This window comes from Chryseobacterium sp. B21-037, from assembly GCF_028570785.1.
Taxonomy (GTDB): domain Bacteria; phylum Bacteroidota; class Bacteroidia; order Flavobacteriales; family Weeksellaceae; genus Chryseobacterium; species Chryseobacterium proteolyticum.
Genome location: NZ_JALGCB010000001.1, coordinates 1,056,628 through 1,079,139 on the forward strand (window position 1 = coordinate 1,056,628; position 22,512 = coordinate 1,079,139).

17 protein-coding genes are annotated in these 22,512 nt (G+C 35.8%); 15 read left to right on the top strand and 2 right to left on the bottom strand.

The features are described 5' to 3' along the window. Nucleotides 1-47 precede the first annotated feature (47 nt). A complete protein-coding gene (locus MTQ00_RS04490) occupies nucleotides 48-2,561 on the bottom strand; it encodes an FtsK/SpoIIIE family DNA translocase (protein ID WP_273647891.1) in 2,514 nt (837 codons plus the stop codon). Nucleotides 2,562-3,195: 634 nt separating this feature from the next. On the opposite strand from MTQ00_RS04490, the gene MTQ00_RS04495 reads away from it, so the two are divergent. From MTQ00_RS04495 to MTQ00_RS04530, 8 genes are all read left to right on the top strand, one after another. Further along, nucleotides 3,196-4,887, top strand: coding sequence for a hypothetical protein (locus tag MTQ00_RS04495; protein ID WP_273647892.1), 1,692 nt, complete (start codon nucleotides 3,196-3,198; stop codon nucleotides 4,885-4,887). A 44-nt stretch (nucleotides 4,888-4,931) separates the two neighbouring features. Further along, on the top strand, nucleotides 4,932-5,432 hold the full coding sequence (locus tag MTQ00_RS04500) for a hypothetical protein (protein WP_273647893.1): 501 nt from the start codon (nucleotides 4,932-4,934) through the stop codon (nucleotides 5,430-5,432). A gap of 264 nt (nucleotides 5,433-5,696) precedes the next feature. Continuing rightward, nucleotides 5,697-6,344, top strand: coding sequence for a cysteine hydrolase family protein (locus MTQ00_RS04505; RefSeq protein ID WP_273647894.1), 648 nt, complete (start codon nucleotides 5,697-5,699; stop codon nucleotides 6,342-6,344). A 62-nt stretch (nucleotides 6,345-6,406) separates the two neighbouring features. Beyond that, nucleotides 6,407-6,988, top strand: coding sequence for a Crp/Fnr family transcriptional regulator (locus MTQ00_RS04510; protein WP_172283096.1), 582 nt, complete (start codon nucleotides 6,407-6,409; stop codon nucleotides 6,986-6,988). 196 nt (nucleotides 6,989-7,184) lie between these two features. Continuing rightward, nucleotides 7,185-10,451: a cytochrome c biogenesis protein CcsA gene (gene ccsA / locus MTQ00_RS04515; protein ID WP_273647895.1), complete on the top strand. Its 3,267-nt coding sequence runs from the start codon at nucleotides 7,185-7,187 to the stop codon at nucleotides 10,449-10,451. Between the two features lie 182 nt (nucleotides 10,452-10,633). Further along, complete coding sequence (locus tag MTQ00_RS04520; protein ID WP_172283094.1) at nucleotides 10,634-11,500, top strand: SPFH domain-containing protein; 867 nt, start codon at nucleotides 10,634-10,636, stop codon at nucleotides 11,498-11,500. A gap of 69 nt (nucleotides 11,501-11,569) precedes the next feature. Continuing rightward, complete coding sequence (locus tag MTQ00_RS04525; protein WP_172283093.1) at nucleotides 11,570-11,764, top strand: Arc family DNA binding domain-containing protein; 195 nt, start codon at nucleotides 11,570-11,572, stop codon at nucleotides 11,762-11,764. A 393-nt stretch (nucleotides 11,765-12,157) separates the two neighbouring features. Further along, nucleotides 12,158-13,186, top strand: a complete 1,029-nt coding sequence (locus tag MTQ00_RS04530) for a hypothetical protein (RefSeq protein WP_273647896.1) — start codon at nucleotides 12,158-12,160, stop codon at nucleotides 13,184-13,186. 108 nt (nucleotides 13,187-13,294) lie between these two features. Here the strand turns inward: MTQ00_RS04530 and MTQ00_RS04535 are convergent, their stop codons facing one another. Beyond that, nucleotides 13,295-13,492 carry a hypothetical protein gene (locus MTQ00_RS04535; protein WP_172283065.1) on the bottom strand — a complete coding sequence of 66 codons (198 nt, stop codon included), beginning with the start codon at nucleotides 13,490-13,492 and terminating at the stop codon, nucleotides 13,295-13,297. 133 nt (nucleotides 13,493-13,625) lie between these two features. Here MTQ00_RS04535 and amaB point away from each other — a divergent pair, with 133 nt between their 5' ends. The 7 genes from amaB to MTQ00_RS04570 all read left to right on the top strand — a co-directional run bounded on the left by amaB (nucleotide 13,626) and on the right by MTQ00_RS04570 (nucleotide 22,479). Next, nucleotides 13,626-15,176: an L-piperidine-6-carboxylate dehydrogenase gene (amaB, locus tag MTQ00_RS04540; protein ID WP_273647897.1), complete on the top strand. Its 1,551-nt coding sequence runs from the start codon at nucleotides 13,626-13,628 to the stop codon at nucleotides 15,174-15,176. Nucleotides 15,177-15,282: 106 nt separating this feature from the next. Then, nucleotides 15,283-16,608 (top strand): L-lysine 6-transaminase, encoded by a 1,326-nt coding sequence (gene lat, locus MTQ00_RS04545; RefSeq protein ID WP_172283058.1) that lies wholly within the window; start codon nucleotides 15,283-15,285, stop codon nucleotides 16,606-16,608. A 63-nt stretch (nucleotides 16,609-16,671) separates the two neighbouring features. Continuing rightward, nucleotides 16,672-16,902: a DUF2007 domain-containing protein gene (locus MTQ00_RS04550; RefSeq protein WP_273647898.1), complete on the top strand. Its 231-nt coding sequence runs from the start codon at nucleotides 16,672-16,674 to the stop codon at nucleotides 16,900-16,902. 155 nt (nucleotides 16,903-17,057) lie between these two features. Beyond that, nucleotides 17,058-17,570 carry a GNAT family N-acetyltransferase gene (locus tag MTQ00_RS04555; protein ID WP_172283053.1) on the top strand — a complete coding sequence of 171 codons (513 nt, stop codon included), beginning with the start codon at nucleotides 17,058-17,060 and terminating at the stop codon, nucleotides 17,568-17,570. Between the two features lie 116 nt (nucleotides 17,571-17,686). Further along, nucleotides 17,687-18,142: a transcriptional regulator gene (locus MTQ00_RS04560; RefSeq protein ID WP_172283050.1), complete on the top strand. Its 456-nt coding sequence runs from the start codon at nucleotides 17,687-17,689 to the stop codon at nucleotides 18,140-18,142. 6 nt (nucleotides 18,143-18,148) lie between these two features. Next, on the top strand, nucleotides 18,149-19,333 hold the full coding sequence (locus MTQ00_RS04565; RefSeq protein WP_172283048.1) for an efflux RND transporter periplasmic adaptor subunit: 1,185 nt from the start codon (nucleotides 18,149-18,151) through the stop codon (nucleotides 19,331-19,333). After that, entirely contained in the window at nucleotides 19,333-22,479 is a 3,147-nt protein-coding gene (locus tag MTQ00_RS04570; protein ID WP_172283046.1) for an efflux RND transporter permease subunit, read from the top strand. The genes MTQ00_RS04565 and MTQ00_RS04570 overlap by 1 nt, the downstream gene beginning before the upstream one ends. Nucleotides 22,480-22,512: the final 33 nt, after the last annotated feature.

Here is a 22,512-nt window from a genome sequence, read left to right on the forward strand (position 1 = left end):
AGACATTTTTTCCACTTCAAAAGTTAAACATTATGGCATGTTTTCCTTTATTTACGCAAATCTTCCAAAAACTGTTCCAAAGAATGAAGGTCGCTAATAATCACTTCCCTTGCCTTTGCGCCATTAAAGCCTCCTACAATACCACTAGCCTCCAGCTGGTCCATAATTCTTCCCGCTCTGTTATATCCTAATTTAAGTTGTCTCTGAAGCATGGAAGTAGATCCCTGCTGAGTAGAAACAATAATTCTGGCTGCTTCTTCAAACAGTGCATCTTTTTCGTTAGGATCGAAAGAACCTACTGAACTTGTTGCATCTTCAGAAACGTATTCAGGAAGAAGAAACGCAGAAGCATATCCTTTTTGCTCGCCAATAAATTCTGCAATTCTTTCTACTTCAGGCGTATCTACAAAGGCACATTGCAGTCGAAGAATTTCATTTCCATTAAAGTAAAGCATATCCCCCTTACCAATCAGCTGATCAGCACCGGTAGAATCAAGAATTGTTCTTGAATCTACACTTGAAATTACCCTGAATGCTGCTCTTGCAGGGAAGTTTGCTTTGATCATCCCTGTAATTACATTTACGGAAGGTCTTTGGGTAGCAACAATGAGGTGAATTCCTACCGCTCTTGCCAGCTGTGCCAGTCTTGCTATCGGTAATTCTACTTCTTTACCTGCTGTCATAATTAAATCGGCAAATTCGTCAACCACCAGAACGATGTATGGTAAGTAACGGTGTCCGTTTTCAGGATTTAGTTTTCTTTCAGCAAATTTCTTATTGTACTCTTTTAAATTCTTACAAAATGCATTTTTAAGTAAGTCATATCTGTTATCCATTTCAATACAAAGAGAATTCAGTGTATTGATTACCTTATTGGTGTCCGTTATGATGGCATCATCCGTATCCGGAAGTTTTGCTAAATAATGTCTTTCAATTTTTGAATATAAAGAAAGTTCCACTTTTTTAGGATCAACCATTACGAATTTCAGTTCGCTTGGATGTTTTTTGTATAAGAGAGAAGTAAGAATTGCATTAATACCTACTGATTTACCCTGGCCGGTTGCACCTGCCATCAGTAAGTGTGGCATTTTTGATAAATCGGCCATGAAGATCTCGTTGGAAATGGTTTTTCCAAAAACGACAGGTAGATCCATGTCTGTATTCTGAAATTTGTGCGAAGCGATTACAGAGCGCATAGAAACCATAGTAGGATTCTTTCTTGGAACTTCAATTCCAATGGTTCCTTTTCCAGGCATAGGTGCAATGATCCTGATCCCCAAAGCTGAAAGATTCAGGGCAATATCGTCCTGTAGCTTTTTAATGGCGGATACCCTGATTCCTGCTTCAGGAACAATTTCATATAAGGTTACTGTAGGTCCGATGGTTGCCTTAATTTCAGCAATACCTACATTAAAGTTCTTTAAAAGACCAACAATCTTATTTTTATTCTCTTCTAATTCTTCTTTATTGATTGAAATCTCCTCATTACCATAATCTTTTAGTAATTCCACCGGAGGCATTTGAAACTTGGCCAGATCTAATTTGTGATCATACAAACCATGTTTTTCTACTAGTTCCTGGGATTGCTTTTCTGTGTCATCTAAAACATCAATTACAGGAGCAATTTCAACATTGAACTTAATATTTTCCTGCGATGGAGTAGATGGTGTAAGATCAAAGGCTTGTTCCGGAGTTGAAACCGGAAGACCTGGTTTGGTATTAAGATTAAGGTTGATCGGCTTAGCATTGTCATCATCTTCAAATGAAGTATGATTAGGAGTAGTGATGGTTTCCAGGTTTGTAGATACCGGGACCTCAGGAAAACCTTTGGGTACCTTTACCGGTTCCTGTTGTTTCACGGGCTCACTCATATCCGTAACCGAAATATTAGGATGATTGTCGAGTGCTTCTTCTTCCAGCTCTTCATCAGCCTCAAAGTTTTCGTCAGAACTAGGCATCATGGATTTTACCTTTCCGATCGTATTTTCATTAATATTATTAAGTTTTGCTTTGATGGAACTCGGACGTAAGTTAAACTCAAGGATAAAATATAAAGCTATACTTGAGGCCAGTACCAACCAAAGACCAACAGTTCCTATGATTGCATTAAGCGAATCCATAATCTGGTAGCCATAAACGCCTCCCAGAACACCTTGCCCTTTTGTAACAGCTCCCATGAAAATAGGAACCCAGCAGATAAAAAACAACGAATGACCTATTGTTTTCCAAGGTTTGAAAATTTTCTTTTTTAAAATTAAAGTTCCGAAAACAAGGAAAAGGAAAGCTATAATAAAAGAAGCTACGCCAATACTTTCAAAAATGAAAATATTCCCGAGCCAATCTCCAACTTTACCAAAAATATTAGAGGATTGTATGCTTTTATCAAGCATGGTTCCTGCCTGGCTTTGATCTGCCTTCCAGTTCATTAAATATGAAATGAATGAAAATATAAGTACGACAGAAAAAAGTATAAAAGTAAGCCCGAAAAATATACGGGGTTTCGATAGGATTTTGCCTTTTTCAGACATGTCTTGCTGCTTTGTTTGTGTCTTTTTGTCCATAATATCAATGAGGGCAAATTTAGTGTTTTTTCAATATTAAAATAATCTTTTTTTATTCAAAAGCATTTTACAATAACTCTATGATCCTTTTCAGACATCAGAAAATCCTGATTATTGAATTTGATTCTAAATAATATCAAATGAAATTAAAAACTCATATAAAAATGAATAATTTTCTATTGACAAAATTTTATCATTATGAAATTATTAATTGAAAAAAAAGAATCATTATCAAATATATTAACAATCATTCGCTTATTCTGTGGTTAAATTGTATTTAAAAAGTATATTTTTATTAAAATAATTTATAAATTTACACTAAGGTAATATTAAGAAGCATTAATTATTTTGTTGATATTATTTACAGACATTACTTATTGTTTAAATATTCCACAATTTTTGTCTAATTTAAAAACACACATATAAATGAAAACAAAAAATACTTCCCAACATAAAAGTATTATTTCAATACTACTATCTTCTTTATGATCTTGTTATTAATTCTGGATTATTGACCACATTACTTACCATGAGTATTTTGGCTGATTTCTAGTTTCACCATTGCCGATTATTTTTTTTGAGATAGTCGGGTCATATCAATGAATATACTTACAAACAATTAAAAGAAACATCAATGAGAAAGCAATTATTATTTACAGCAATGATATTCAATTCATTATTGTGGTCTCAATCTCCCGGAGGCGTTTCTGCTAACCTTCAAATATGGGTAAAAGCAGATGCCGGAACGAATACAACAGTAGACAATACGCAGGTTGCTATATGGAATAATCAAAGATCAGGCGGAATTAATGGTATTGCCAACCAGGGGATGCCGGGTTATTATGCGGACCCAGGTGTAAGTGCAAGACCAGTCTACAGGACAGCAACCTCTATTCCTAATTTTAATTTTAATCCTGCAATTGAAATTACGAGTACCAATCAATATAGATCGGGATATAAATTTCCGGGAGGATTTCCAGATAACACCACCAATGCACTGACCTCCTATACATTTCTTACAAGAACCGCTTCTGCCACCTATAGATCGGTATTTGTAATGAATGGTGTAACAAGAAATTCCAATGTATCTCCAATAGCAGGAGTGTGGCAATCTCCATTTTTCGGGACCCGCACCAATCGTCCAGAATTTTATAATGAAAAAGAATCCGGGGATGTGTTTTTTGGAACAAATACTATAAATACTGTTAATACACAGTTTCCAAGTATACAATCATTTTATAATGAGTTGTCCGGAGGAAACATGAATTATTTTTTTGATAATAATGCGCTTGCTTTTGGCAATCCTTCCAATAATGTATCTTCTACAAGCAACTATCCGGGAATGGTTCTTTTGATGGATAATGACGGGGGATCTGGTAGCAGTTCATTGGAAGGAGATAGGATTGGAGAATTTATTTTATATTCTGGTACACAGACAGCTGTAGAAAGGCAAAGTGTAAATTCTTATTTAGCTGTTAAATATGGAATTACTTTGCAGCAACCCCTCAATTACATTGCCTCCGACAAGACTACTGTTACCTGGAATTCTGGACTGAATACCAGTTTCAATAACAACATTTTTGGGATGGCGAAAGATGACGATACAGCATTAAACCAAGTGGTTACAAATAGCGTTAATCAAAACAATAATAGCATGCTAATCGTATCAACCACGAATGATTTTGTTTCGGCAAACAATGCTGCAGGTAGAACAAGTTTTTCGCAAGACAAAACCTTTCTTATAATGGGAGATAATAATAATCAATCCTTAACCTTACTCAATTATGGTATAGCTCCGGGAAAGATTATTCAGAGGACGTGGTTAGCACAAAAAATGAATGACACGGGTTCTTCCTGGCTACAAGCTGACCTTACTAATTATACCAGTATTGTGGCAACAGATAAATTATACATGATTGTAGCTGATAACAGTGGACTTTCACAGAATGTACAATTTATTCCGGCAACAAGTTTTACTGGAGGGAAAGCTGTATTTAATTATTCGTTTCCTGCTAATAAATATTTTACCTTCGGAACCAATATTCAAACATATTGTACTAAAGATCCGGTTACAGGGACACCAAACAGTATGACGAAATTTGGTATTACAGGTCTTCGTGAAATCCTGCCCAACTGGCCAACCAATATTCCTAATGGTTTTATAGCATTAGAATCAAAAGATAAAGGTTTTGTTATTACCAGAACAACTTCCGCAAATATTGCTGTTCCGGTAGAAGGGATGCTGATTTTCGATACTACAGATAATTGCTTTAAACTGTATAACGGTACTTCATGGAACTGTATTATCCGGTCTTGTAATGACTAACCCTAGACAGATGGCTTAAATTTTAAAATTATAAAATAGAAAACATGAAAAATATATTAGCTATATTAGGATTGCTTGGAATTGGTTTTATCCACGCCCAAATAGCGATCGGTAAGCAAACAGTAGACGGAGATGGTATTCTTGATTTCGCTTCAGGTACAACTAACGGAATTTTACTTCCTATTGTAGAAACTCTCCCAGGTAACGCTGTTGCTGGAACTCTTTTAATGGATAAGAATGATAAGATCTTAAAAATGAATACCGGCTCCGGCTGGGTGAATATGAGTGATCCCGGGTCCACTACAAATGTTATATTTAATACGAGTGCCGAAACAGCGGGAAATAACAGAGTGATTATAGGCTCTTCTACTACAAGTGCTCCCGGAGTCCTTGTTTTGGAATCTTCCAATAAAGCATTGATTTTACCCAAGGTAGCTAATCCTCATCTTAATGTGAGAACCCCGTATCCGGGGATGATATGTTATGATACCGTCAGTAAGACAATAGCTCTGTTTGATGGTTTGAAATGGAATTACTGGAAATGATCAGACTCAATTCATAGGAATAGTAGACCTCTACTTTATTTATAAAATTGCCCATTATATCCTTGTGGGCATTTTTTATGTTTTTTTCCAATCCTGGAAATATTTAATAAGACTTTCCAAATTGGTTTTAGAAAAATAGTAGATCTACACAGTTTGATATTCGGCATTAATTTGAAATGTCTGTGGCTTGTACTTTCTTTTTTAAACTAGTTCAAATGCTATTGATGATACCTCCTGTAATTTTGTACCATCAATTTATAATAAATGAAAAACATATTCAAAAGGATGCTGACGTTATGTATAGTATTCGTTACACTTTCGTCTGCAAAAGCACAACAAAATAACATGACAATGGAAAACACGGCATTATTAATCATCGATGTACAAAACGATTATTTTCCCGGAGGAAAAATGGTTTTAGAAGGGGCAGAAACTGCAGGTAAAAATACCAGTAAGGTGTTGGAATATTTTAGGAAAAATAATCTGCCAGTCATTCATATTAAACATATAGCAACCAATGAAGGAGCTGATTTTTTCCTTCCGGACACAAAGGGTGCTGAAATTCATAACCTGGTTTTACCAAAAGGGAATGAGAAAGTAATCATCAAACATTTTCCAAATAGCTTCAGAGAAACAGAACTTCTTGCCTATTTAAAAGAGTATAATATTAAAAATTTAATTATCACCGGAATGATGACCGATGTATGTGTGGAATCTACTACAAGAGCAGCTTTTGATCTGGGTTTCAGTAACACGATTGTGGGGGATGCAACGGCAACAAAGAACAGGGAGCTGGATGGAGAAATTATAAAAGCAGCAGATATTCAGAAATCTTTCCTGGCGGGTATTTCTTCATTAGGAAATTTATACAGCAGAATCATAAGTACAGAGGATTTGCTGGCAAGTAAATAAGATTAGTTTAAAATAAGGATACCGGTCATAATATCGGTATCTTTATGTTTTAATTTTATACGATGTCTGACCTACTTTATCATTACATCAAGCAATATGTCGATTTTTCTGAGGATGAATTTAAAAGATTTTCCGAATCTTTTAATAAAGTTCAATTTCCGAAAAATGACTTTGCGCTGAAAGAGGGAAATTACTGTCTTTTTGAAGGGTTTGTTACAAGCGGCTGTTTTAAAGTGTACTATCTCAACGAAAAAGGGATGGAGCAAACATTATATTTTGCAGTGGAAGGATGGTGGATTACGGATATAGATAGTATGATCAATCGTGTTCCCAGTATCTTAAATATTCAAGCGCTGGAAAATAGTGAAGTTCTTATGGTTTCAAAAGAAAATAAAGAACATCTTTACAAAACCATTCCCTGGGTAGAGAAGCTTTTCAGAATCATGAATCAAAGGTCTTCAGTGGCACTACAGAGGAGGATTCTTTCTTTGACCGGTAAGACGGCAGATCAGCGATATATTGAATTTCTTGAAAAATATCCTGGTCTCGAACAGAAAATTACACAGCAACAGGTCGCATCATATCTTGGTATCACCCATGAATTTTTAAGTAAAATAAGGAAAAAAATAAGCCTTCAAAAATAGACAGACTCAATGACTTGTATAGCTTTTTTTCATTCTTATAATCGTAGTTTTTAGTTTTAAATTTTCTTTAATGTTTTGTGGCTTATTAAGAATAATTCAAAATAAGTAATATAGGCTTTAAAATGATAAAAAACATCTTTTTTTATCGACCTTTTACTTAATCATGCTTATTTTTGCATGTCAAGTAAAATAAATCATGAAGAAGATCCAAGATATTCTTATTTCAACCAGAACAATGGCGGTTTTGCTGTTGGTCTTTGCATTTGCCATGGCATATGCAACGTTTCTCGAAAACGATTATGGAACCCCTACGGCGAAAGCATTAATTTATGAAGCAAAATGGTTTGAGCTGATCATGGTATTGCTGATCTTAAATTTTATCGGAAATATCGGCAGATACAGACTTTGGAAAAGAGAGAAGTGGCCGGTTTTGGTTTTTCACCTTGCATTTGTCTTCATTTTTATCGGGGGAGCTATTACAAGGTATGTGAGTTTTGAAGGAACAATGCATATCAGGGAAGGAGAAACTTCTAATGAAATAGTTACGGATAAAAACTTCTTTAAGATTCAGATTGAAGAGAAGGGAGATGTGCTTAACTACCAGGATATTCCTTATCTGATGTCTCCTTTGCACAAAGATTTCAGCGCAACCTATGACTTTCACGGAAAAGAAGTAAAGATTTTTGCCAAAGAATATATTCAAAGAAAAAAAGACAGTCTTGTGGCCGACCCGAGTGGTACTGAATACCTGCACTTGGTTTCAACGGGACAGACCGGAAGACAGAATATCTACATCAAGCCAGGTGAAACAAAATCCATTAATGGAACGCTTGTTACTTTTAACAGAGCGATTGAAGGAGCTGTGGAATTTAAAAATGAAGGAGGGAAATTATTTGTTAAAACTCCTGTTGATGCAACGTATATGACGATGGCAACTCAGGCGACCGGAAATACAAAGAAGGATGAATTCCAACCTTTGGCATTGAGAAGTTTATATAGCATCAATGATCTGAAATTGGTTGTTCCTGAAGGTTTAAGAAAAGGAAAACTGATCGCGATTGAAGGAGATAGAAAGAAAGATCAGGCAGTTCCTGATATGTTGAAAATAGAAATCCACGGTCCTAAAACAAAACAGTTGGTTGAACTATCTGTAGAAAAAGGAAATCCGAATGCATTCAAGCAGATCACGATGGATGGATTGAATATCATGGCAGGTTTTGGTCCTAAAGTATACAACACTCCTTTTGCACTGAAACTGGACGACTTTGTAATGGAAACATATCCGGGAAGTTCTTCGCCTAGTGCATATGAAAGTCATGTGAAGATCATTGACGGTGGTAAGCAGACACCTTATAAAATCTATATGAACCACGTTCTGAACCACGGAGGATACCGTTTCTTCCAGGCAAGTTTTGATCCGGACAGAATGGGAACTGTATTATCAGTAAATCATGATTTCTGGGGAACTTTGATTTCTTATATCGGATATACGTTTTTGTTTTTAGGCATGTTTTTAATTTTCTTCTGGAAAGGATCACATTTCTGGAAATTAAATAAAATACTGACTGATGTGAATAAGAAAAGAGCCACCATGGTGATTGTATTATTGCTAAGTTTAGGATTAAATGCTCAGAAAATTGAAACCCATGGAACTACTGACGGAAGCAGAGAGCACATCCATGTAGAAGGCGATGATCACGCTCATGCACAGGCTTCCCAAATGGGACAGACGGAAACTGCTCCGCGACAAAATTCTCTGGCAGCTCCATTTTCTAAAATGAGATTAATTTCTGCAGATGAAATCATCGCTAGAAACAAAATAAGCAAGGAACATGCAGATAAATTCGGATATCTTTTGGTACAGAATTTTGAAGGAAGAATTGTTCCGATCAATACTGAAGCTCTTGATGTTTTAAGAAAGCTTTATAAAAAAGACGAATTTAAAGGAACGGATGGAAAATATCTTACTGCAAATCAGTGGTTTTTATCCATTAACACAGATACTCCTAGCTGGACAATGGTTCCTATCATTAAAGTAGGTTCTAAAGGAGGAGATGAGCTGAAGAACAAAACCAAGGCTGATGAAGATGGTTATACTTCCCTGATGAATTTGTTTCCTGCGGATGCTAACGGTAACCTTACCTATATCCTTGAGCATGACTATAACATTGCTTTCCGTAAAAAACCGGCTGAGCAAACCAATTATGACAAAGAAGTTATTTCTGTAAATGAAAGAGTTCAGATCTTCAATGAATTTTTCAGCGGGCAATTTATGAGAATTGTGCCTGTGAAAAATGATCCGAACCACACATGGCATTCATGGCTGGACCAGAAATTTGAACCGGATATGGAATCTCAACAGGTAATGGGACCTTATTTTGCTGAAGCATTAGCTGCTCAGAAAACAGGAGACTGGAGAAAAGCAGATACTCAATTGGCAAGACTTTCAGAATACCAGCAAAAATGGGGTAAAAGTGTAGTTCCGGCTAAATCTAAAGTTGATCTGGAGGTATTCATGAATAAAGTGAATATCAACTTTAAACTCCTGATTTTCTATACACTGATAGGAGGGCTATTACTGATTTTAGGTTTTGTTGAATTATTCAAGCCTAATAAGATATTGAACAAGATCATCAAGGTGATTATTGTGTTAGGTCTGGTAGGATATATATTCCATTTCCTTGGATTAGTGGCAAGATGGTATATTTCCGGGCATGCACCATGGAGTAATGGTTATGAAGCAATCATTTTCATTTCATGGGTAGGTATTTCAGCCGGATTGTTATTGTATAGAAATTCCAATGCTTTGATTCCTGCAGCCGGATTTATGGTAGCGGTTATTATGATGGGATTTGCTCACGGAGGATCTGCTCTTGATCCACAGATCACACCATTAGTACCTGTATTAAAGTCGTACTGGCTGATTGTGCACGTAGCAATCATTACATCGAGTTATGGATTTTTTGCCCTGTCGATGATTATTGCTGTCATTTCACTGGTATTCTATATTATTTCGAGTAAAGAAACATACAAAATTCATCATGATACTACTTTAAAAGAGCTGGTTATTGTTTCTGAGATGTCTCTTACTATAGGTTTGTTTGCTTTAACGGTAGGGAACTTTTTAGGAGGAATCTGGGCGAATGAGTCATGGGGTAGATACTGGAGCTGGGATCCTAAAGAGACATGGGCATTTATATCTATCATGGTATACGCTTTTGTGTTACATATGAGATTGGTACCCGGATTAAGAAGCAAGTGGGCGTTCCATGTAGCAACAATGTTTGCTTTCTGCTCAATGGTTATGACCTATTTTGGAGTTAATTATTATTTAACGGGACTTCACTCGTATGCAGCAGGAGATCCGGTACCAGTACCGGCTTGGGTATATATCGGACTTTCAGTAATGATATTATTGTCTACAGCTTCTTACTTTAAGTTTAAAATGCTGAACAAAAAATAAGCGTAAATACATACACATACTAAATCCCGGAATGATAGTTTCCGGGATTTTTCTTTGTCTTTAAGGCAAACGGAATTAGGTATTATTACTAAGTAAAAAATTTTAAGATTATCATTTTTAATTCAAAATTTATTTATAACTTTATGATATCAAAATAATATCATTTTAAAATTAATACCTATATGGAAAAAATCTTAAAACCTATGTCCGGCTACTTAACCCTTGTTATTTGTTTGGGTTTATTTATAGCTGCAGTTTACTTCTTCATCAGCGGAGTAGATCAGAGTATTACTTATGTTGTTTTAGCCATGCTTTGTTTTCTGACTTCATGTTTTTTCTTAAAAGGTCTGATGATCATTCAGCCTAATCACTCAAGAGTCTTGAATTTCTTTGGAAAATATGTAGGAACAGTGAAAGATAACGGACTGTTCTTTATCAATCCATTATACTCATCCCAGAAGATGTCGCTTCGTTCTGAGAACTTGCAGGGACAAACATTAAAAGTGAATGATAAAATGGGTAACCCAATCGAAATTGCTGTTGTCATCGTATGGAAAGTAGGGGATACCTATAAAGCAGCTTTTGATGTAGAACGTTATTCTGATTTTGTAAAAATGCAGAGTGAGGCAGCGGTACGTCACCTTGCTATGAGCTTTCCTTATGATAATTTAGAAGATGATCATGCACCAATTACTTTAAGAGAGGGTGGTGATAAAATCAATTCTATTCTGGAGCAGGAGCTTACTGATCGTCTTTCTAAAGCCGGAATTATAATCCAGGAGGCCAGAATATCACACTTGGCTTATGCATCCGAAATTGCAGGTGCCATGCTTCAGAGACAGCAGGCTACAGCTATCGTTGCAGCAAGAACAAAAATTGTAGAGGGCGCGGTAGGAATGGTTGATCTGGCATTGAAAAAACTTTCGGCAGAGAACATCGTAGAGTTGGATGATGAGAGAAAAGCTGCAATGGTGAGTAATCTGATGGTGGTTCTTTGTGGTGAGAAGGCAGCAACTCCGGTTCTTAATGCAGGAACTTTATACAATTAAAACTTCTTTTTGGTTAAAGAATCGACCTGAAACCATAGGCGATCTTATCATGAAATTTAAAAGTAAAAAATGAAATCTCAAAAATCTCAAAATTCTTCTGAAAGCACTCAAAAAGGCAAAAAATCATTTGTGATAAGGATAGAAGAATCAACGTATAAACTTCTTGAGAAATGGGCGAATGATGAGTTTAGGAGTGTAAACGGACAAATTGAGTATTTGCTTCATCAGAGTCTTATTGAGTCGGGAAGGAAGAAAAAGGAATAGCAATGGAATAGCTAAAAGGCAAAATTGCTAAGTTTAATAATTGTGAAGGAATTGAAAGCTGGAACTTTGACAGCTTTTGATTTCCTGCACTGTAAAGCAATCTTTCTAAGGAAAATAAAATCAGGATTAGGGATAAGTATATTAATAATGAAAATATAAATCTTAAATTATAGATAAAAGTACTATTTTAGAGTGATAAAGTAATGAACTACTCCAAATAATATTTTTCAGTATAATACATAAAGCAATATGGTGAAAAAGACATTTTTCTTATTCGTAATACTATTTTCAACAAAATCCTTCGCCCAAGAGCAATATAAATTTTCAAATGATATTGAAAATGACATCCAGAATGATAAAAATGGAGACGATTACAGATATCAGGTGGGAGCAATGAAATATTCCGTTTCGAACTATTACATTAAGGGTTTACAAACCTGGGATAAACTTGGACGTAAAAGAAAAAAAATATCTAAAGATGACAGTTTGAAATTAGTAAAGCTTAAAGTTGAAAATGCTAAAAACTATATTTTAGACCAAACAAAAAAAGAGCAAATAGTAATTCTTAATGAAGCACATCATTACGCAAGTCATAGAACATTTGCAACATCCCTCTTAAAAGGACTTTATGAAAACGGTTATCGTTATTTGGGCTTGGAAGCTATTGGAGATGATTCAATAAATGTTAGAAAGTTTCCTACAACAAAAAGTGGTTTTTACACCTCTGAACCACAATTTGGTAGTTTTATTAAAACAGCTTTAGATCTGGGTTTTACTCTCTTTAAATATGAAGCAGTACAAGGAGAAAACGGAAAAGACAGAGAGATAAAACAAGCGGATAACATCTATAAATTTATGCAGGAAAATAAAAATGGAAAATATATTATTTACTGCGGTTATGGGCACGCATATGAAGGAAAAGATCCATATTGGGAAAAAACCATGGCAGGAAGACTTTCCGACTTAACAAAAATCAACCCATTTACAATTGACCAAACAGAGTTTTCTGAAAAAAGTGTTACCGAACGTAATAGTCCTCTATTAAAAATTATAAAGGGGAAGGATCCTGTCGTTTTGCTGGACGAAAATAACAAGGCATTCAAAGGAAGTCAAATTGAACCTTTTACGGATATAAAAGTGGTTCATCCCGTTACAACATATATCAAAGATAGACCTCGTTGGATGCTTAATGAAAACCGGAAACTTTATGAAGTACCAAAATCAAAGATTAAAAGTTATCCTTCTTTAATTTTTGCCTATAGAAAAGGAGAGTTTGACAATAATGGTGTTCCTGCGGATATGATAGAATTACAGAGTGATAAAGACTCAGGATATCTTATTCTGGATAAAGGAGGTTATGATATTATAGTAAAAGACAAATCATATAATGTAACCAATAGGTTTGATAGCTCAATAGAATAAATAGTAACTGTACCAGTTGCCAACTTATCATTAGCTTTTAGTTAAACTTCCAAAAAAAAGAAAGCAGAGAAATTTTCTCTGCTTTTTTTATTTTAATAATACGCACTATTAATCGAATAGAGCGGTAAAATAATTGCTGATGATAGTCCAGAAATTTTTTCCGAGAAAATAGATCAGGGTTGACGTAATAATCCCTTTTACGGTAAAGAATATAATCCCTCCGATCCCAAAACGCTTAACCCATTGTTTCCATTTTGAAGTATTCTCTTTGACAGGCTGCTCGTCTAGTGGTTTATTATTTTCCATTTCCGAAATTAAACTATTGATATGACAAAGATAGGTATGTTTATAATTAGTCCAAATAAAAACGTTAGGAAAATTAATTTTTTGCGGTTCGCATAATATTTTTATCTTTAGAGAAAACGAAAAGGAATATTTTATGTCTAAAAAAGTCAAGGATTTCGGTATCGAGAAATCCCTAAAAAATCTAGGTATTAAAGATGACAACAAAGGAACTTCTGTAGGGGGGAAATACTTTGCATCGGGGAAAGTAATTGAAAGTTATTCTCCTGTTGATGGAAAATTAATTGCTAAAGTAAAAACATCGAATGAAGGTGATTATGAAAAGGTAATTCATTCTGCTCAAAAGGCTTTTCAGGAATTCAGGTTAATCCCGGCACCTAAAAGGGGGGAAATCGTAAGACAATTAGGTCTAAAACTAAGAGAATATAAAGATGATTTGGGAAAACTTGTTTCGTATGAAATGGGAAAATCCCTGCAGGAAGGTCTTGGTGAAGTTCAGGAAATGATTGATATCTGTGATTTTGCGGTTGGTCTATCAAGACAGCTTCATGGATATACGATGCATTCTGAAAGACCAGGTCACAGAATGTACGAACAATATCACCCGCTAGGGATTGTGGGAATCATTACGGCTTTTAACTTTCCGGTAGCTGTTTGGGCTTGGAATACAGCATTATCATGGATTTGTGGGAATGTTACGATCTGGAAGCCTTCCGAAAAAACACCTTTCTGTGCAATTGCATGTCAAAATATTTTAGCAGAAGTTCTTAAAGAAAATAATCTTTTTGAAGGAATTTCTAGCGTATTGGTTTCAGATCATGAGATCGGGCAAAAATTAGTTGAAGATAAGCGTATTTCTTTAATTTCGTTTACAGGTTCAACAAGAGTAGGAAGAATGGTTTCTTCTAAAGTAGCAGAGAGATTTGGAAAATCAATCCTTGAGCTAGGTGGAAATAACGCCATCATTATCTCTAAAGATGCTGATCTTGATATGTCTATCATTGGTGCTGTATTTGGAGCTGTAGGAACTGCAGGGCAAAGATGTACATCTACAAGAAGACTGATCATTCATGAAAGCGTTTACGATGAAGTGAAAAACAGATTGGTAAAAGCATACGGACAGCTGAAAATAGGAAACCCGTTAGATGAATCCAATCATGTGGGACCATTGATCGATACCGGTGCTGTTACCCAATACGAAGAATCAATAAAAAAATGTAAAAAAGAAGGCGGTAAATTCATCGTAGAAGGCGGCGTTCTAAGCGGTAAAGAATATGAATCAGGATGCTATGTAAAACCATGTATCGCGGAAGTAAAAAACTCATACGAGATTGTGCAGCATGAAACTTTTGCACCAATTCTTTATTTGATCAAATACAAAACTCTTGACGAAGCCATCGCTATTCAAAATGATGTTCCTCAGGGATTGTCTTCTGCAATTATGACCCAAAACTTAAGAGAGGCAGAATTATTCCTTTCCCATGCAGGTTCAGATTGTGGAATTGCCAATGTAAATATCGGAACTTCAGGTGCTGAAATCGGCGGAGCATTCGGTGGTGAAAAAGAGACAGGAGGCGGTAGAGAATCCGGTTCTGACGTTTGGAAATACTATATGAGAAGACAAACGAATACCATCAATTATACTACAAACCTTCCTTTGGCACAAGGGATTAAATTTGATATTTAATAAAAAAACAACATTTAAATCATTTTAAGATTTAAGAATTTAAAAATTAATACCCATGAATGCTTAATCTTTTAATCATTCAATTTTTAAATCACATCAAAATATTATGGAACAAACAATTGATATAAAAGCAAATAAAGTTAAAGAAACAGTAGGGAAACATGTACTTGCAGATGGTTTTGATTTCGTTATGGATATCGAAAGATCTCATGGATCATGGTTATATGACAAACTTACTGACAGAGAATTTTTGGATATGTTTTCTATGTTCGGTTCAGGATCTATAGGATACAATCACCCTTATCTTGTAAGTAAATCAGATTGGCTAGGTAAAATGGCGGTTAATAAGCCTACCCTGGCAGATGTTTATTCTGAAGAGTATGCTCATTTTTTAGAAGTTTTTGAAAGAGTAGTTATTCCGGAAGAATTGCAATATGCGTTTTTTATTGAAGGGGGAACATTAGGTGTTGAAAATGCAATGAAGGCATGTTTCGACTGGAAAACCCGCAAAAATTTTGCTAAAGGACTTCAGACAGAAGCCGGAATTTGTATTCACTTCAGACAGGCATTTCATGGAAGAAGCGGTTATACTTTAAGCTTAACCAATACTTCCGATCCAAGAAAATATCAATATTTCCCGATGTTTGAATGGCCAAGGATCCTTAATCCAAAATTAAGCTTTCCTATTACAGAGGAAAATCTTGAAGAGACCATTAAAAATGAAAGAATGGCGTTATTACACATCGAAGAGGCAATTCTTTCCAATCCGGATAAAGTGGCATGCATTATCATTGAGCCGATCCAGGCAGAAGGAGGAGATAATCACTTCAGGGATGAATTTTTCGTTGAACTAAGAAAGCTGTGTGATCAGAATGAGATCCTGCTGATTTTTGATGAAGTTCAGACAGGTATTGGAATTACCGGAAAAATGTGGGCTTTCCAACATTTTACGGCTAAGCCGGACATTATTTCTTTTGGTAAAAAAGCACAGGTTTGTGGTGTTTTAGCAAATAAAGAAAAATTTGATGAAGTTCCGAACAATGTTTTCAGAGAGAGTTCAAGAATCAATTCTACATTCGGAGGAAACTTTATAGACATGCTCCGTTTTCAATTGGTTATGGAAGTGATTGAAAAAGAAAACCTTGTTGAGAATGCTAAGGAGGTTGGAGAATATCTATTGGAAGGGTTGCAAAATCTGGCTCAGAAATATCCTGAAAAGATTTCCAATGCAAGAGGAAGAGGATTGATGTGTGCAGTAGATTTACCTTCCGGAGGACAAAGAAATCTTTTAGTAAATGAACTTTTCAAAGATGGATTAATAATTTTACCATGCGGTGATCAATCCGTTCGTTTCAGGCCACATTTGAATGTTTCGAGAGAAGAAATTCAATTGGCTCTCGATAAAATTGAAAATAATATTAACAAAATTTAAAACGGTGGATTTGTGATTTAGGAAAAATCTTACTATATTTAGATATTCAAAAAAGGATAAAATATGGAAAGAAGTACGAGAGTATCAGTTTTTGAAAGTGATAATCCTTCAGAAATTCAATTGATCAAGTCTAAATTAGATGACGCTCAAATCACAAACACAGTTGAAAATAATTATCTCACTTTTACAACAACGCCAACGGCAACATCGCTAAAGCTCATGGTGGATCTGGAAGATGAGAAAAAAGCATTTGAAATTATTGACAATTATATACAACAAAGTGCAAACCAATAAAACAATTTCATAATTTTAAATTTTACTACTTCGAACCGAAAATTAATTCAATTAATTTTCGGTTTTTTTATTTAAATTTAATGCTAAAGAAATATATAAGGTTGAAAATAATCTTAATTTTCTTTCTTTTAAATCCTGACAACAATTAAGAATCTATGACGCAGCAAATTAAGTTCAGAAAGGCCGAAATTAAAGAGAAAAATATCATCTGGGACATTATCCAGCAATCAATCGAAAGGAGAAGATTGGACGGGAGTACTCAGTGGCAAAATGGTTATCCGAATGAAGATACTATAGAAAGTGATATTTCGAAAGGTTTTGGTTTTGTTCTTACAGTAGATGATGTTATTGCCGTTTATGTTGCCCTGATATTTAATGACGAGCCTGCTTATAGTACCATTGATGGGGCATGGCTTAGTGACGGTGAGTTTGTTGTTGTTCACCGTGTAGCTGTTTCCGAAGAGTTTGCCGGACAGGGACTTGTAAAAAAACTATTTGATCATATAGAAAATTACACAAAAAGCCAGGGGGTATTGAGTGTAAAAGTAGACACTAATTATGATAATATTGCCATGCTGAAGATTCTTGAAAAGCAAGGTTATTCCTATTGCGGTGAAGTAGTTCTTGCCGGAGGAGTCCGAAAAGCATTCGAGAAGATTATAATTTGAGCGAAAGGTTAAATCCTTTTCCATTGAATTTTTAAAACGCTATATATTTATAAACTCTATTGCGTTTGTTCGTTTAGTTCTGAACTAATTTATACTTTTGCTCAAATTTGTATATTATGCATAAAAGTATAGAAGTTGATGAAAAAATTTTTCAGGATGCCGTAAAATTCTATGGTACCAACCTGAATATTCCTCCATTAGCTTCAAAAATATATGCTTATCTCATCTTCGATTTTGAAAAAGTAGGAATTACTTTTGACGAATTTGTAGAAGTGCTCTCAGCCAGTAAAAGTTCCGTTTCCACCAGTATTTCATTATTACTCAACTCTCAGCTTATTATCGACCATAATAAGATCGATGAGAGGAAGCGGTATTTCTTTATCAATGATGAGCATATGAAGATAAGGTTTGAAAAAATTCTCCAGAAATTACAGGATGAACTAAAACTACTAGACGATTTAAATAACTTTAGAAAGGTACACGATGAACATTACAATGAAAAACTTAGTATTTATAAGGCGCTATTGAATAAAAATATTTCAAATATTCAGGAATCTATTAATAAACTATAATTTAAAATGACAAATAAACTATTCATACTTTCTGTTGCAGCTATCTCACTGACAGCCTGCAAAAAAGAAGCTCCAAAACAGGATGGTGCAAAACCTTACCCTGTAATTTCGGTGGAACAAAAGAATATCGTAGGATACCAGACATTCCCTGCGAGCATACAAGGTAGAGTAAATAATGATGTAAGGGCTAAGATTCAGGGATATATTACCCAACTATTAGTAGACGAGGGGCAATATGTAACCAAAGGACAACCTTTATTCCGTCTTGAAACCAATATACTTACTGAAAATGCAGCTGCTGCAAAGGCAGGTATCGGTGCTGCCGAATCAACGGTGGCTGCCGCACAGGCTTCGGTAAATGCAGCTCAGGTGGAGGTGAATAAACTTAAACCTCTGGTTGCTAAGAATATCATCAGTAACGTACAGCTTCAAACAGCACAGGCTAACCTGGCTCAGGCTCAGGCACAGCTTCAGCAGGCGGTTGCTTCAAAACGTCAGGCGACAGCCAATTACAAAGGGGTAGAAGCTAATATCGAATATTCTATTATTCGCGCACCTATTTCGGGGGTTGTTGGAAAACTTCCTTTAAAAGTGGGTAGCTTGGTAGGACCGACTGATCAGACTCCTTTAACGACAATTTCAGATACCTCCGAGGTATTCGCCTATTTTTCGATGAACGAAAAAGAATATTTCAACTTTTTGGAGAAATCTGTAGGAGCCACAATGCCCGAGAAAATCAAAAATCTTCCTATGGTTGATTTACAGCTGGCTAATGGAAGTATTTATCCTGAAAAAGGGAAGATCGAAGCTATTACAGGACAAATTGATCCCACTACAGGAACCATTCAGTTCAGAGTAGCATTTTCAAATGCCCAAAAGTTACTTAGCAACGGGAACAGTGGAACAATAAGATTACCTAAAGCGTATGATAGCGTTTTGGTTGTTCCGGAAAGTGCCACATACGAACAACAGGGAATTGTTTATGTGTATAAAGTTGAAAAGGATACTGCTAAAAATGTAGTAGTAAATGTAATTGACAGAATTGACAACATGGCGTTAATAAAATCAGGAATAAATAAAGGAGAAACTATAGTGGCAGCAGGTATCGGTGGTTTGAAATCCGGAACTCCTGTAAAGCCAAAACCTATAAAAATGGATAGCCTCGTTCAATCTATAAAACCGAAATTCTAATGATAAAAAACTTTATTAACAGACCGGTTTTATCCACTGTTATTTCAATATTAATTGTTATACTCGGTGTTTTAGGCCTTATTTCATTGCCTGTTACCCAGTACCCGGACATTGCGCCTCCTACAGTGAGTGTTACAGCAAACTATACGGGAGCTAACGCGGAGACGGTGATGAAAAGTGTGGTAGTTCCTTTGGAGGAACAGATTAACGGGGTAGAAGGAATGGATTATATCACCTCTTCTGCAGGAAACGATGGATCTGCCAATATCCAGGTTTTCTTTAAGCAGGGGATTGATCCGGATATTGCAGCGGTAAACGTACAGAACCGTGTTACAAGAGCAACACCATTACTTCCAAGTGAAGTAACCCGTTCAGGGGTTGTAACTCAGAAGCAGCAAACCAGTGCCTTGATGTATATGTCTTTCTATTCCGAAAATAAGGACCTCGATGACGTTTATCTTCAAAATTTCCTGAATATTAATATTATTCCTAATATCAAAAGGATTAATGGAGTTGGAGATGCTCAGGTTTTCGGTGGGAAAAACTACTCGATGAGAATATGGCTGGATCCTGCGAAAATGGCAGCCTATGGAGTAACACCGGATGATGTTACAGCGGCTATTAATGAGCAGAGTAGAGAAGCAGCAGCTGGATCCATCGGACAAAACAGTGGTAGTTCTTTTGAATACATCATTAAATATGTAGGGAAATTTAACGAGAAATCTCAATATGATAACATCATTATCAAGTCTCTTGCCGATGGCCAGAATCTGATGCTTAAAGATGTTGCCAAAGTTGAATTGGCTGGGCAATCTTATACCGGAATTGGGGAGAATGGAAATAATCCTTCCATCAGTATGGGATTCTTTCAGACACCAGGTTCCAATGCTCAGGACATTATTAAGAATATTAAAGCATACTTAAAAGCATCAGAGGGAAGTTTTCCTAAAGGGATTAAATATACTTTCAACTTTGATACCAATGAGTTCCTTGATGCCTCTATTGATAAGGTTGTTCATACCTTAATTGAAGCATTTATTCTGGTATTCATTGTAGTGTATATTTTCTTACAGGATTTCAGATCTACTTTGATCCCGGCTATTGCAGTTCCGGTATCTATTGTGGGAGCATTCTTCTTCCTGAATTTGTTTGGATATTCACTCAACCTTTTAACCTTATTCGCGTTAGTACTTGCTATTGGTATTGTAGTGGATGATGCCATTGTCGTCGTCGAGGCCGTTCACGCTAAAATGGAGCATGGTATTTCCGATGCTAAAAAGGCTACCGTAGAAGCGATGGATGAGATTACAGGAGCAATTATTTCAATTACATTGGTAATGGCATCCGTATTTATTCCGGTAACTTTTATTACCGGTCCGACAGGGGTATTCTATCAGCAGTTTGGTATTACACTTATCGTAGCGATCATCATTTCGGCAATCAATGCATTAACGTTAAGTCCGGTTTTATGTTCACTATTCCTTAAACCTCATTCTGAGCATCACCAGGAATACAAGAATATGAATATCCTTCAGAAGTTCTTCTATAAATTCAATATAGCATTTAGAACAACCACTGAACGTTACGGAAGAGGATTTGTTTTCTTATTAAGGCATAAATGGGTTACCCTGATCATCTTTGCCATTACAGGAGGAATTTTATTCTGGGCAAGTTCAACGATGAAAAAAGGATTCGTTCCTACTGAAGACCGTGGAATTATCTTTACCGATGTGCAGCTTCCTCCGGGATCATCTATGGAAAGAACCTATAATGCATTGAAAACACTACAGGCTAACGCAATGAAAATTCCGGGAGTCCAAAACGTTACCATTTCTACCGGTAGAGGTTTCTTATCCGGAAACGGAAGTAATAATGGTCTTGCCTTTATTAAATTAAAACCTTTTGATGAAAGGAAAAAAGATAATTTAACCTCTGAAGATATTACGAAAAAACTATTTGGAATTTCAGGGAAAGTACCGGATGCCAAAGTCGTATTCTTTCAGCCACCAAGTGTACCAGGTTTTGGTAACAGTGCAGGATTTGAGATGGTATTGCTGGATAAATCCGGTGGTGAATATACAGCGCTTGATGATAAAACTAATGAATTCATCGGTAAGCTTATGGAAAGACCCGAGATAGAGTTTGCACAGACCTCGTTCAATACAAAGTACCCGCAATATCAAATGGAAATTAATGTTCCTTTGGCAAAACAATTAGGAGTTTCTGTAAATAGCATCCTAAGTACAATGCAGGGATATATTGGAGGGATTTATACAGCTGACTTTACGAAATACGGAAAACAATTCCGAGTAATGGTTCAGGCTCTTCCTGAAAACAGAAAAAACATCGATAATCTTAACGATCTCTATGTAAAAACAGGTTCGGGTATAATGTCTCCTATTTCGCAATTTGTGACATTAGACAAAACATATGGTCCACAGTCTGTAAGTCGTTATAACCTTTTTACATCAGTAAAAATTACAGGGGGTAATTCCCAGGGGTACAGTTCCGGGGATGCTATTACTGCGGTACAGCAGGTAGCGAAAGAAACCCTGAATCAGAATTACGATGTTGAGTTTACCGGATTGACAAGAGAAGAATTAAACTCCGGATCTCAGACCGTATTAATCTTTGGGCTAAGTTTAATTTTTGTTTACTTTATCCTTTCTGCGCAATATGAAAGTTATATTCTTCCGCTGATTGTTGTGATCTCACTTCCATTAGGGGTAATGGGAGCTTATTTTGGACAAAAAATCATGGGCTTGGAAAACAATATCTATTTCCAGATTGCCTTGATCATGTTGGTCGGATTATTGGCTAAAAATGCCATTTTGATTGTTGAATTTGCAGTTCAGAGAAGACATCATGGTGAAACCATTGTCATGTCTGCAATCAATGCTGCGAAGGCAAGATTAAGACCGATTCTGATGACCTCATTTGCCTTTATATTTGGTCTATTACCATTGGTGCTGGCAAGTGGAATCGGAGCGGTAGGAAACAGATCTATTGCAACGGGTGCTGCCATTGGATTATTGATAGGAACGGTATTAGGGCTTATCGTAATTCCTGTATTGTATGTGATCTTTGAAACATTGCAGGAAAAAATCAAACCGATTAAAAGAGAAGACATCAATTTAGCTGAATAAAAATAAAAACCAGAGAGGTAGAAGTAGAAGAAT